Source organism: Clostridium frigidicarnis (genome assembly GCF_900111985.1).
In the GTDB taxonomy this organism is placed as follows: domain Bacteria; phylum Bacillota; class Clostridia; order Clostridiales; family Clostridiaceae; genus Clostridium_Z; species Clostridium_Z frigidicarnis.
Genome location: NZ_FOKI01000008.1, coordinates 86,688 through 100,460 on the forward strand (window position 1 = coordinate 86,688; position 13,773 = coordinate 100,460).

The window sequence follows — 13,773 nt, forward strand, 5'->3', positions numbered from 1 at the left end:
TTACCTCACTTTAACTCCTTCTTTATTTTCTTTATTGTACTGTAGTATTTAGTTTTAACTGTGGACTCACTTATCTCAAGTATTTCTGATATCTCTTTAAATGTCATTTCTCCAAACACTTTTAGTCTGAATATTTGTTGTATGTTGCTTTCTAAGTTGTTTACTATGTCTATTATTTCTTTTATGTGTTCCTTTTGTATTATTTCTGCCTCAATGTCTTTTGTATTTGATATATCTATTTCTTCTATACCAACTATTTTTGTGGTGTACTTATAGTTTTTTGACCTATAATAATCTATGATTTTATTACTGGCTATTTTGTAGAGCCATGTTTTAAAAGATGCTTTTTTTGTTTCATAGCTCGTTATTGACCTTAACATACTTATGAATATTTCTTGCGTTATATCCTTTGAGATTTCTTGATTATTTACTTGCTTGTATACATAAAGATATATGTACTTATAATAGCTATTTATAAGTTGGTTAGCTGCATCTTTGTCACCCTTGTTTCTTATCTGTTTTACTAGTTTTTCTTCCTCCATTTGCACCTCTTTATTTCCTTTTTGAAGCTTCATTTATTTATTCGTAATTAAGACTTAAATAGTTTTAGTTTATGTAAAGTTTTTATATATTTTATTATATCTGAAAATAGTAAGTTACTTACAAGTAATTGTTTAGGAAGTTTTAAATGAAGAGATTCATTTAATAAAATTTAAAAATTGTCCAAAGAAAAATAGTTATAAAAAAAGACAGCTAAACACTTAGCTGCCTTCACAAAATCACTATTCTATTGACACACCTTACCAGGGTTCAAAATATTCTTAGGGTCAAAAGATAATTTTATAGCTTTCATTAAATTCAATGACTCTTTATCTAAAGATGTAGATAAATAAGATTTCTTAGCATATCCTATTCCATGCTCTCCTGAAACCAAGCCATTAAGATTACTTGCTTCCTTATACATACAATCCATGACTTCATTTAACTTCTTATTCCAAGTTGTTTCATCTAAATCATCTCTTAAAATGTATATATGAAGATTTCCGTCACCTGCATGTCCAAAACTTCTAATTCTAATATCAAACTTATTCTCAAGTTCATGTATGAACTTAACAAATACTGCAACCTTATTTCTAGGTACAACTACATCAACTTCATCCATCTCAGTTGTTGATGATTTTATAGCTTCAAGGAATGCTCCTCTTGCTGACCATATACCTTCTTGTCTTTCTTCAGTATCAGATATAAGTACATCTATTGCTCCAGCTTCGATACAAATCTTAGCTACGTTATCATAAGCTTTTTCAACTTCTTCTTCACTATTTCCATCAAAAGTTAATAGTAAATATGCATCTGATTGGCTGTCTGGGAAAGCCTTACCTAAGAACTTCTCAGCAGCAACTATAGCTTCTCTTTGCATAAATTCTACAGCTGTTGGAATTGATTTTGATTTTATTATTTTAGGTACAGTTTCTATAGCTGTATCTAAGTTTTCAAATGGAACTAATAAGCTTATTTTCTTCTTTGGTAATGGTAAAAGCTTTAATATAGCCTTTGTTATTATTCCTAAAGTTCCCTCAGAACCTACTATTAAGTCCTTTATTGAGTATCCTGAACTATTCTTAACTACCTTACCACCAACTTCTATAACTTCTCCATTAGGTAAAACAACTTCTAATCCTCTTACATAGTCTCTAGTTACTCCATATTTTACAGCTCTCATACCACCAGCATTAGTATTTATATTACCAGCTATAGTAGCTGTTTTTTCACCTGGGTCTGGTGGATAGAAGAAGTCATTGTCCTCTACAAATTTTGCTATTTCCATAAGAAGTACACCTGGTTCAACTGTTAATGTTAAGTTTTCATCATCTAATTCTAATATTTGATTCATTAAAGTTAAATCTATTATTATTCCACCATGTATTGGAACTGCTGCACCAACAAGTCCTGTACCTGAACCTCTTGGAGTTACAGCAATTGAATTGTCATAAGCATATTTCATTATTTTTGATACTTCTTCTGTTGAAGAAACTTTAATTACAACATCTGGCATTTTCTTTACAGCACCAAGTTCATCATGACTATAGTCTTCACTTATATTTTCACCAAATAAAACTCTTTCTTCATCATTTATTAAAGATACTATATATTCTAAATCTTTTTTATCAACATTTTTATAAGTCATAGCACTATGCCTCCTTAGCCATTTTAATTTCTTCGATTAATTGTGGAACTATTTTATATAAGTCTCCAACTACTCCATAGTGTGCTACTTTAAATATTGGAGCTTTTTCATCTTTGTTTATTGCAAATATATAATCTGAATTATTCATACCTGCGGTAAACTGAACTGCCCCTGATACTCCGCAAGTTATTATTAATTTAGGTCTTACTGTTCTTCCACTTAATCCTACTTGGCTTTTACTGTCTGACCATCCACTTTCAATTAAAGGTCTTGTTGCAGCTACTTTTCCTCCAAGTAATGAAGCAAGTTCTTCTATCATTTGAAGATCTTTTTCAGCCTTTATACCTCTACCTGCTACTACTATAACCTCTGCATCAGCAATACTAACTTCTTGCTCTTTCTTAAATACATCTAAAACTGTTAATTTTGATTGAAGCTTGTCTTCTTCTAAACTGCAGACTGTTATTTTTCCTAATGCTTTTTCGCTTCTTTCTGGTGCATCCATAACTTTATATCTTACAGTTGCAAGCTGTGGTCTTGAATTTGGAGTTACTATTTGAGCCATTATGTTTCCACCAAAAGCTGGTCTTATTTGAACTAAGTCAGTATCTTCTTTAATGTCTAATATTGTACAATCTGCTGTAAGACCAGTTCTAAATCTTGCTGCTATTCTTGGAGCTAATGATCTACCAACTGTAGTTGCTCCAACTAGTATAGCTGCAGGCTTTATAGTTTTTATTGCATTTTCAAAAGCATTTGTATAAGGTTCAATTCTAAAATGCTTTAAGTCTTTATAATCATAAACTAATACTTCATCTACTCCATAATGAAGAAGTTCTTCTGCTTTTTCTTTAATGTTGTTTCCTATAAATACACAGTAAACTTTGTGATTAATTTTCTTAGCAAGTTCTTCTGCTTTTCCTATTAATTCATAAGTTACAGGATGTATTTCTCCATCTACATGGTCTACATAAACAACTATTCCATTCCATTTACTTTTATCTATTTTAACTTTTTCATTATCTTCAACAAATTCTACTGCACCCTTAGGTCCTTTTTTGACACATAGTTTACACATTTTACAGCTAGAGTTTATATCTAACTTTCCACCTACATTTTCTAAAGCTCCAAAAGGACAAATTTTGATAAGTTCATCTATATTATTAATTTTTTCTTGATTTACAACTAATTTACCCATAATAAATACCTCCTAAACAAACTTTAATTCTTTAAGTTTTGATGAAATTTTGCTTGTAAGCTCTTCTTCACTACCTGTCCACATTTCTCTCTTATCGTTTACTGTAGGAGGGAAAATTCTTTCAACTTGAGTTGGTGATCCATTAAGACCATATTTATTTTCATCTTTATCTTTAAAATCTTTAAGTGCTACAACTTTTATTTCTCTGTCTTCTGTTGCAACTTTCTTTCTATAAGAAGGAAGTCTTGGCTCAAAAATATCTTTTTCTACAGTGATTAATGCTGGGAACATAATTTCTGTAACTTCTATTGTATTTGGCATGTCCATTTCCGCCACAATTGACTTCTCTTTAATTTCAATTAATTTTCTTACATTAGACACATGAGGTATATTTAAGTATTCTGCCATTTCTGGTCCAACTTGAGCTGTATCCCCATCTGTTGTTTGCTTTCCACATATTATTAAATCAACTTCTCCAGATTTCAAAACCCCTTGAGATAATGTATAAGATGTTGCAAGTACATCTGCTCCGGCAAATTTTCTGTCTGAAATAAGGGTTCCTTCATCTGCTCCCATAGCATAAGCTTCTTTTATAACTTTAGTTGCCTGTGGAGGTCCCATAGTAATAACTTTTACTGTGCCTCCCTTTTCTTCTTTAATTTTTAAAGCTGTTTCTAGTGCATATAAATCGTATGGATTCATTTTTGAATCTACACCATCTCTTTTAAGTACTCCTGTTACTGGATCAACCTCTACCTTATTAGTTCCTGGAACTTGTTTTATACATACTAATATATTCACTGACCTCACCCTTTCAATATATGTTAATTTAAATCTTAATCCTTGGACCCATCTTACCAATAAAGCTAATTGGTAAGACCAATTTGTAATTTCATTATATACCCTGGTGTAAACATTTTCTACAATTGTTAAAAAAATAACTTTCTCTAAAAATATAATAAAACCCTTTACATCCTCTGATATAAGGAGTTAAGAAAATTAAAAAAATTTATAAGTTTTAATTTTCTTAATATTCTCATAGGTATTTTGCTATAAATTTAACTAAATATTACTTTTTCAAAAAAGTCTTAACTTATTGATACTTTTTATAATATATATCGTCTTTATCTAAATTAAAAGCAAAATTTCCAACAATATAAAACAATTTATTAATGTAATTTTATAATTTTCTTATAAAACCAATTTTATTTAAGTTATATCCATGAGACAAAAACCAAAATAAAAGGTATAGTGTTTTAGTATACTCACCTATAACCAAAATTCTTATTTCATTAGACTCTTATTTTTCTAAAAACATAAAAATAACCAGTAGCTTAAAACCACTGGTTATTTATGTAAAATTATTTCATTTTCTAATAACACATAAAAATCATTTCACTTAATCTACAGATTTAATGATTGTTTTATAAGTTCAAAATGACCTTTCATTTCTTTATATGATAAATTTGTATCTCTATCCCTTAGAGCATTAAAAATTTTAGTATGATATTCTATTAAAACCTCACTACCCTTTGAAGATAAGATTTTTCCCCTTGATTGTTTTATAAAATTATCCATAAGTCTTGATATTGTTTCATAGAAGTTAATTAGAATAAAATTCTTTGTAGCTTTTACTATTGCATAGTGGAATTGTTTATCTAAAACTGATTTACTTTCTTCATTATCTGACTTTATAAGATTATTTAATATATTTTCTAAATTTAGTATTTCTTCATATTCTATTTTTTCAGTTGCTATTACTATAGCTTCCAATTCCAATGCACATCTGAACTCATATATGGATCTTACTGAAATATTTTCTAAAATAAACATTATAGACATTGGTTCAAAAAAACTATTATCAAAAGACTCTCTTATGTAACTACCCGAACCTCTTTTACTTTCAATTAAACCAACCATTTCTAAAGCTATAAGAGCTTCTCTAACCGATGCTCTACTTACCTTAAATTTATCTGCCATATCCCTTTCTGAAGGAAGTTTATCTCCCTTCATTAAGTTCCCTTTTAATATTTCTTCTTTTATATGATTAATAATACTTCTATATACCTTTTCGTTTTTAACTTCATCTACCATTAATATTCCTCCAATAAGACCTTTGGCTCACTTAACTAACTATTACTTATATTCTTATCTTTTACCAAAATATTAAATTAAGTCTTCCAATGATGTATCTATATAATATTTATTTTTAATTTTTACAGTTGGTATATCTATAATACTTTTTCCATCACATAAAACCTCAACTTTATTATCGCCTTGTCTTTCGATGTATATAAGTTTATTTTCCCAGCCTTCTCCCAGTTCTCCAACTACTTTGCTTCTAAATCCCCTAGTTTCTTTTAAAAAATTTTTTTTCACATTTGCATTATCTATATACTCTTCTGATGAAATATATATAGTTTTAAGAAACCTCTCATAATCTGCATCTCTAAGACTCATTAAAAATTCCCTAGATACTTTTTCTCTAGAGCTATTTACAGATATATAATTATTATACCCATATACTCCACCTACACATAACAATAAAACTAAAATAGCAACTATTTTAGCGATAGGATTTCTCTTTCTATTTTTAGTATACATTTTTCTACTACTATTTGCATAATTAATATTAGCTAATTGGTTTTTATTATTTACCCTTTCACCACATACTCCACAAAAAGCACTATTATTATTTATTCTTTCCCCACAATTATTACAAAACATATTTTGCCTCCTGTTTATATTATATCATTAAAGTTATATATAATAATATTTTTATATAAGTCCTAAGATTTACTATCCTAGACACATGAAAGAAAATAACAAATCAAATATACTAGGATACTGACTTGTTATTTTTTTGAATACGCTCTAGACCTTATTTTCTTAAGATATTAACGATACAAATATATAATAATTTATTATTAATGTTAATGATATTATAGTTGGTATTATATATATTTTTTTAGAATGCCCTTCAAAAAATTTTGCTAGATTGAACATTAAAGTTCCTAAATAAATAAATAATCCAGTAACGGAAACAATAATTAAAAGTTTTATATTTATAGCCATAGCTAATGTATTTATTAATGTTATTATATTTAAAATAACTAGGGATCCTAATGTTACTTTTAAAATATCTATAATTTCTACTTGTTTTTTCAAAAAAGTCTTACATGCTAACATAGTTATTGTACATATTAACCCAATATTTATTAATATAAAAATTAATCCCTGTATAAATATTTTCAAATAAGGAAGTTCTCCATAATATCCAAAGTTATTTATATTGTATAAGTATCCAAATGCTATTTCAGATAAAAACCCATTTAACCCAACTATTATTCCTTTATAAATTACATGAATATTTAAGCATTGAATTAATCCATATATTAGTGATAAAAATGCTGTAAATATTAGAGCTGTTCTATTGCTTAAATACATATGTATTTCTCTTATATCCATAATAGGATTCTTTAATATCATTATAAAATATTGTATAAAGCTATTGAATCCTATCTTGAAATCACCTGCATAGTCTTTATTTTGTCTATTAAAGTTATTATTTCTATAGCTTGATTCCTCATTAAAATTACTATTCTTATACCCATTGTTCATGTTACCCTTATTAGTTTCTATTGGTTCTCCACAGCTTGTACAAAAGCTCATAGAAGGATTGATTTTTTCTCCACATACCTTACATATCATTTTATTGTATTCCTCCCTATAATCATCTTTTAAGTATTTTATTATATCTACTATTTTCTTCTTGCTTTATTAAATCTATATTTTCAACTTCTAAACTTGTCAAATCCTTATCATTAAATCCACCCTTTTTATACCAAGTTTGATTTGAAAAATGATCGTCAAGTTGCGGTATTGAAAATGCTAATCCATGCCTTGCAAAGATTTCATTTCTAGCAACAATAATTTCCCAATCTTTTAAATTTTTAAGTTCATCCCTATTTATTTTTCTTGTGTTACTGTCTTCTATTACATATCCATCTATGCCATTTTCTCCATAGTTATAATGAGCAATTCTAGACACCTCAACTTGTCTTATTAAATCTGAATTAGATGCTTCTATTTCATTACCAGTATTTGATTTAGCTGCAGGAGATGGCTTGTACCAAGGCTTATTTCTAAAATAATTATCAAGTACACTATTTTTCTCAAACATATATCCGAACCTTGCAAAAATTTCATTCCTCGCTACAAATAATTCATCTAAGGTTTTATTTATAACATCTTCATATTTTAGCTTAATCCTATCACTTTCTGGAAAAATATAACTTGGGTTGCCTATTATATATGATGAAAAAGCAGCACTTGGATCTTCATCTTTAATTAAATATTTCATTCTATTATTATTTATAATTCTTTTTTCATTTTTAGGTTCTTCTTTTCTAGATTCACTAGTATCTTCTTTTGCATCTTTTTTTACTTCTTCTGTAGCATCATCATCTTTATTTGAAGATGTTATAGTATCTTTATTATCTATGGCCTTATTAACAAAAAGAGCCTTATACCCGAAGAATCCTCCAAGGCCTAAGCAAATTAAGATTACTATGCATGCTACAATTTCAACTACAGTTTTTAAAGTATTATTCCTTTCTTCATCATCATAGTAGTCCTCATACTCGTCATCATCTTCATACTCTAATTCATTTATATTATTTCCATATAACTCATTTACCGAAGTATCAAATCTATCTTCATTATCTCTTTGATAAATAGAATTTTGCCTTCTATCTCTTTCTATCATATTGCTTTCTATAAATGTTGATGATTGTGCAACTGATTGTTTTATACTTAATAACTTATTATCATTTGGAAACACCTTTAGCCCCTGTAAACAACAATGATCACAAGCCTCTATTCTTCCAAGGTCTCTTAAAATTTCAGCTTTTCTAACATATGCATAAAGCTTATCTTTATCTAAATTAATAGCTGAGCTATATGCTTTCAATGCATTTGTTAATTCATTTAATTCTCTATGTGTTGAAGCCATTATAAAATATATTTGTGCCTTTTCTTTAGTAGAAAAGTTACTATTTATACCCCTGTTACATATAGAAAAAAATTCATTGTATTCATTCATTTGCAGAGCATTCTCCATAGCTATAGATAGTTCTCTATAATCCCCCATATTATCAATCCTTTCTATAATATCTCATATAAATCCATAACAATTTTATCACATATTTTTACTTTTTTAAAGAAAATTTAACATTTCACCTACTATACACCATATTGTAAACCTTATATTTAACCAAGAAATTTCATATAAGCTGAAAAGTGAGGGCTAAGTATTAGCATACTAACTGTTCATCAGATAGTTTGCTAATGCTTAGCCCTCATTTTTCTTTGTATATATAATTTATTGTAAGTTTTTGTGAACGACGTAAAAAACATATCATTAACTCTTTTTACTTAAATAAATTGGTTTACTAATTCTTATCACTCTATTTCTATCAGATAATTTTGTTATTATAATAATATCAATTTCTTAATCTTGTTAATTACTAAGTAAACCATATATTGATAAAAACACCAGTGATATTCCTATTATAAAAAATAAGTAAGAGTGTTTTCTCACCTTAACTTCATCATAATATTTTAATCCATTTACAAAACTTATTCCACCTAATGTAAGGGTTACTATATCTGTTATATAAGGATTTCTTATTCCTTTAGCTGAATTAATTACTGCTATTGCAGATGTTATTATACATGTCAAAGAAAGAACTATTATACATAATGAATAAATAACCGACTTTCTTTTATCTTTTAACATACAACAACTCCTTATTATATTAATTGTGTATAAGTCTCTATAACTCTATTCTTTTACAAAAGTATATTTTTCAACCAAATTTCTCATAAATTCTATATTATTTAGTGCATACCTAGATATAGATACCTCTCCACAAAGCATAAACCCATTAACTCCTTTTTCTATAAAATTAAATATATCATTAACCTCACTTATAGATGGAATCTGAGATTTTTTTAATGACTCCAATACATAGGTAGCTATTATCAAATCTTTTTTGCTATTCTTCATTTTACTAGTTATATTCCTTTGAAGTATGGGTATTTCTTCAATATTCACTTCACTTTTAAGGTCTCCTCTTCCTAAGATTATCCCATCACTTTCATTGATTATACTATCTAATTTATCAAAAGCTTCTCTACACTCAACTTTGGCCCATATAAGTGGCATTTTAAAATTTTCTATAAAATTTTCAAAACTTTTTATATACTCTCTTGCTTCCTTTAGTTCTTCCTCCCCAGTTACATAAGATAAACATATTATATCTAAATGCTTATATAAACACCATTTTATATCTTTTTTATCTTTTGAACTTAAATAAGTGTATTTTCTTTTCATTCCTTTAGCATTTATACCTTTTTCTTTTCTTATTATGCCTCCTAAAACAACCTGTGTTTTTATATTGTCTTTATTCCTTTCAACTATTTTAAATTTCATAGTTCCATCTTTCATTAGTATTTCTTTTGCCTCTAAAATATCATCAAATTCGCCATTATAAACTATGGGAACTATATTATTTTTGTTTAAGCTCTTTCTATAAAAGTCTTCTGTTGAAAAAATTATAACTTGTCCAGTATTAACCTTTATTTCTTTATCTTCATAAATATTAGAAACTCTAATTTTATTTCCTTGAATATCTCCTAATATTTTTGTTTCTTTGTATTTATTTTGAATATAGTTTATGAACTTCTCACTTTTCTCATAGCTTATATGAGAAAAATTAAATCTAGGTATATCCATACCACTACATAACATATTGTCTATATCATAAATAGATTTAACTATAGGACCTATAGAACAAATTAACTTCATAATAATTTATATCACTTCCATATATTAGTATATATACAATATATTAATTGGTGTTCTATATTATGATATTTAACATTTAATTACATCCTAATGAATATACTTTAATAAAATATGATTTTTGGAGGTGCCATTTACTGTGGCCAATGAATCTGTTGTAAAAGTAATATATAAAAATCAAAATGATATTCAACCTATTGCTTCATTAATCACTGAAGTTCTTCATGACAAGATTAAAACTCCCTCGAAGGATGTTTTAACTCTTGTTAATGATAATAGAATTGAATTTGTAACTGAAGATGATCCTTCTATAAAAGGTTTGCTGTTTAAGGATGAGAATGTAAGCTATTACTTTATAGGTGGAATGAATAAATCATTTTTAAAATTAACAAAGTCTAAACTTCCTGATTTTGTTAATACCTTTCACTCTGGATACCATTTAACTCATATTGTAAATACCATACTAAAAGAAGTAATTGAGTTAGAAACAACTTCCTATTATGTTATAGAAAGAAATCTATCTTTAAGTAGTATTAATTTAAATTATTTAGAAATAATGTACCCTAATATTTCTACAATAACAGTATCAAATATAGATGAAGAGATAGCTAACTTAAGTAAGACACTTGAGCATAAAGGGTTTGAACCTTCTAAAAAGGATTTTTCTAAGAAATTTGCTTGCAATAACAAAGAAGATATACTTAACATAAATGAAGATGAAATTAAAATATTCGTTGACAATTTCACTCCTAAGACCATTTTGAACTTTATATTAAAAGAAGAGCTTAAACTTGTAAATGCAGATATAGAAGAACTTTCTGTAAAAAAGGCTTCACTAAAAAAGAGAATCATTCTTTAACACAAAAAATTCATCTAACCCGAAAAGTTAGATCCAAGTAACTCAAACTAGCTGGCTACACAAAGTTTTTTAGGCACATGAAAGAAAATAACAAGTCCAAGATACCATGTATATTGACTTGTTATTTTTTTGAATGTGCCTTATACCAACACTATTACTTGTTCGTCAGATATTTTGCTAATACTTAGACCTAACCTTTCTTTAGGTTTTAAAATTTTTAATATAAGTAACGCTTGATCTAATTATATTGTTATAAGAATGTACAATTTTCAAAATTGAGGTTTAATGAGCACAAAGTATTGTAAGATATGAAAAAAAAGCATTTCACCATTAAATATATAGTAAAATGCCTTTTTAAAATCAAAAAACAACTTATCTATTGTCCAACAGAGTTTTTAGCTTCTTCCATTTCCTTTTTAGCTCTTTCTAATGCCTCGTCAAGAGCTTGTTTTGATGTTTTGTTTCCTAGTAAAACTTCATCAAGAGCCTTTGACATATTATCATGTATAGCATATCCATTTAAAACCTTTGGATCGCAATATCCATAGTCAAATTCTTTAATAGCATCTCCCTTAGATGGACAATCTTTATTTATATATTCTTTAAAATCCTTAGAATCAAGTATTGATTTTCTAAGTGGAAGATATCCTGAATTCATTCCCCACTTTACTTGACTTTCTGTTTCCATAAAGTATTTTATATATTCAAATGCTGCTAACTTTTCTTCAGGAGATGGTGTATTGAAGATTGCTACATCTGTTCCTGAGAAAAGAGCTGCATTCTCTTTACCTTGAGGTAATACTGCTGTTTTAAAGTTTATATTATTTTCTTTACATATTTTTGTTATATCAGGTAAAGTTGAAATTGATGATATTCCCATAGCAGCTTCTCCCCTACCTAAAGGACCTGTTATATAGTTATCTTCTTTAGCTATTTTTGCACTACCTGACTTAACTAATCCTGATAAGAAATCATAAGCTTCTACCCCTGTATCAGAATTAAATAATAATTCTTCTTTATCTTCATTTATAAGATGTCCACCTGCTTGTTCAACCCAAAAACTTGAATCAACTCCAACAGAAGCATTTAATGATAATCCGTATGTATCATTTTTTCCATCCCCATTAGTATCTTTAGTTAATTGTTCTGAAGCTTTCTTTAACTCATCCCAAGTAGTTGGAACTTCTACGTTATTCTTCTTTAAAATATCTTCATTATAGAAAAGTAAATATGTTGCTTTGTTAAATGGAAGAGAATGATGTTTTCCATTCCACATACCATTATCTCTTAAGAATTCAGGTATGTCATTCCAAACATCTTTCTTAAATCCAATTTTTTCATTGTCTATATATGGATTTAAGTCTTCTACTAAATCATTCATTACATAAGCTGTAAGTCTATTTGGATATATCATTGTAAGTGCTGGCAAATTATTTGCTTTAGATGCACCTTCAAGTTTTGAGAACAATTCTTTATAATGTCCTTGATAAACCAAATTCACAGTGATTTTACCCTGATTTTTCTTATTAAAATCATCTGTTATTTCTTTAAGAGCCTTTTCATTATCTCCATTCATAGCATGCCAAAACTCAATAGTTACTGGATCTTTTATTTCTGTAGCTATTTGTTTGTCACTTTCCTTATTAGATGTACTATCCTTTTTTTCACCACAAGCCGTCATACCAAATGTTAACGACAGAGCCATTGTTAGTGCTATGAGTTTTTTAATTTTCATATGTGTCCCCCACTTTAACTTATATATTTTAATAAGATTAAATCTTATTATTACCCTTTGATTCCTGACTTAGTTATTCCTGAGATAATATACTTTTGAAGAACAAAATATATTATTATCATAGGAGTTATAATAATAGTTGCTGCAGCCATCAAAAGATGATAATCATTGCCAGCCTCAGACGTAAAAGTCATAAGAGCAACAGGTAATGTTCTCATTTCTGGTATATTTGTGATTATAAGTGGCCACAAAAATTCATTCCAACTATTTATAATCTTAAGCAATGCTATTGTTATAAGAGCTGGTTTTGATACTGGAACCATCACCTTCCACAAAAACTTAAAATCACTACAACCATCTATTTTAGCTGCCTTATACAAAGCTTCTGGCACCGTTAAAAAAAATTGTCTTAACAAAAATACTGAAAATACGCTTATTGTCCATGGAATAATCAATCCCTTGTAAGTATTTATCCATCCCAATTTAGAAATAGTTATATAGTTTGGAATTAAAATTACTTCCCCTGGAATTATCATAGTTCCAATAAATATTGAAAATATAACATCCCTTCCCCAAAACTTTATCCTTGAAAATCCAAAGGCTGCAAGTATTGTAGTAATTAATGTTCCAGCTGTAACTCCTAAGGTTATGGTAAAACTATTGAAGAAAAATCTTATAATAGGTATTCTTTCTTGAACCTCTAAATAATTGTTCCACATAAATTTAGAAGGTAGTAACTTTGGTGGCATTTGGAACACCTCACCAAAGGGTTTTAAAGAGGTACTTAGCATCCAAAGAAATGGTGCTATAGTAATAATTGCCCCTATTACTAATACTGTATATACAAAAACTTTAGTAAACCTATCCTTAATCATATAATCACCTTCCCAACTTCTATATGAATTGAAAGCATTATTTCAAGTTA

General features: G+C 27.9%; 13 protein-coding genes. 1 reads left to right on the forward strand and 12 read right to left on the reverse strand.

Annotated features, from left to right (window positions below):
* Positions 1-5 precede the first annotated feature (5 nt).
* The 10 genes from BM119_RS06765 to BM119_RS06810 form a co-directional block, all read right to left on the reverse strand.
* Positions 6-542, reverse strand: a complete 537-nt coding sequence (locus BM119_RS06765; RefSeq protein WP_090040022.1) for an RNA polymerase sigma factor — start codon at positions 540-542, stop codon at positions 6-8.
* Between the two features lie 245 nt (positions 543-787).
* A complete protein-coding gene (locus BM119_RS06770) occupies positions 788-2,188 on the reverse strand; it encodes an FAD-binding oxidoreductase (protein ID WP_090040024.1) in 1,401 nt (466 codons plus the stop codon).
* Positions 2,189-2,192: 4 nt separating this feature from the next.
* A complete protein-coding gene (locus BM119_RS06775) occupies positions 2,193-3,386 on the reverse strand; it encodes an electron transfer flavoprotein subunit alpha (protein WP_090040026.1) in 1,194 nt (397 codons plus the stop codon).
* 12 nt (positions 3,387-3,398) lie between these two features.
* A complete protein-coding gene (locus tag BM119_RS06780) occupies positions 3,399-4,187 on the reverse strand; it encodes an electron transfer flavoprotein subunit beta/FixA family protein (RefSeq protein WP_090040028.1) in 789 nt (262 codons plus the stop codon).
* Between the two features lie 603 nt (positions 4,188-4,790).
* Positions 4,791-5,480, reverse strand: a complete 690-nt coding sequence (locus BM119_RS06785; protein WP_090040029.1) for a FadR/GntR family transcriptional regulator — start codon at positions 5,478-5,480, stop codon at positions 4,791-4,793.
* A 72-nt stretch (positions 5,481-5,552) separates the two neighbouring features.
* The gene (locus BM119_RS06790) at positions 5,553-6,113 is read right to left on the reverse strand and encodes a zinc ribbon domain-containing protein (protein WP_090040031.1); all 561 of its coding nucleotides are present in this window, start codon (positions 6,111-6,113) and stop codon (positions 5,553-5,555) included.
* Between the two features lie 162 nt (positions 6,114-6,275).
* Positions 6,276-7,097, reverse strand: a complete 822-nt coding sequence (locus BM119_RS06795) for a zinc ribbon domain-containing protein (RefSeq protein ID WP_090040033.1) — start codon at positions 7,095-7,097, stop codon at positions 6,276-6,278.
* A 22-nt stretch (positions 7,098-7,119) separates the two neighbouring features.
* Positions 7,120-8,538, reverse strand: coding sequence for a YARHG domain-containing protein (locus BM119_RS06800; RefSeq protein WP_090040035.1), 1,419 nt, complete (start codon positions 8,536-8,538; stop codon positions 7,120-7,122).
* Positions 8,539-8,907: 369 nt separating this feature from the next.
* Complete coding sequence (locus tag BM119_RS06805) at positions 8,908-9,186, reverse strand: hypothetical protein (RefSeq protein ID WP_090040036.1); 279 nt, start codon at positions 9,184-9,186, stop codon at positions 8,908-8,910.
* Positions 9,187-9,231: 45 nt separating this feature from the next.
* Positions 9,232-10,257 carry a pyruvate kinase gene (locus BM119_RS06810; RefSeq protein ID WP_090040038.1) on the reverse strand — a complete coding sequence of 342 codons (1,026 nt, stop codon included), beginning with the start codon at positions 10,255-10,257 and terminating at the stop codon, positions 9,232-9,234.
* Positions 10,258-10,393: 136 nt separating this feature from the next.
* On the opposite strand from BM119_RS06810, the gene BM119_RS06815 reads away from it, so the two are divergent.
* Positions 10,394-11,113 carry a hypothetical protein gene (locus BM119_RS06815; protein ID WP_090040040.1) on the forward strand — a complete coding sequence of 240 codons (720 nt, stop codon included), beginning with the start codon at positions 10,394-10,396 and terminating at the stop codon, positions 11,111-11,113.
* A 376-nt stretch (positions 11,114-11,489) separates the two neighbouring features.
* Here BM119_RS06815 and BM119_RS06820 read toward each other — a convergent pair whose 3' ends face one another.
* Both BM119_RS06820 and BM119_RS06825 read right to left on the reverse strand, forming a co-directional pair.
* Positions 11,490-12,848 carry an ABC transporter substrate-binding protein gene (locus BM119_RS06820; RefSeq protein ID WP_090040042.1) on the reverse strand — a complete coding sequence of 453 codons (1,359 nt, stop codon included), beginning with the start codon at positions 12,846-12,848 and terminating at the stop codon, positions 11,490-11,492.
* 50 nt (positions 12,849-12,898) lie between these two features.
* Positions 12,899-13,723 (reverse strand): carbohydrate ABC transporter permease, encoded by an 825-nt coding sequence (locus tag BM119_RS06825; protein ID WP_090040043.1) that lies wholly within the window; start codon positions 13,721-13,723, stop codon positions 12,899-12,901.
* Positions 13,724-13,773: the final 50 nt, after the last annotated feature.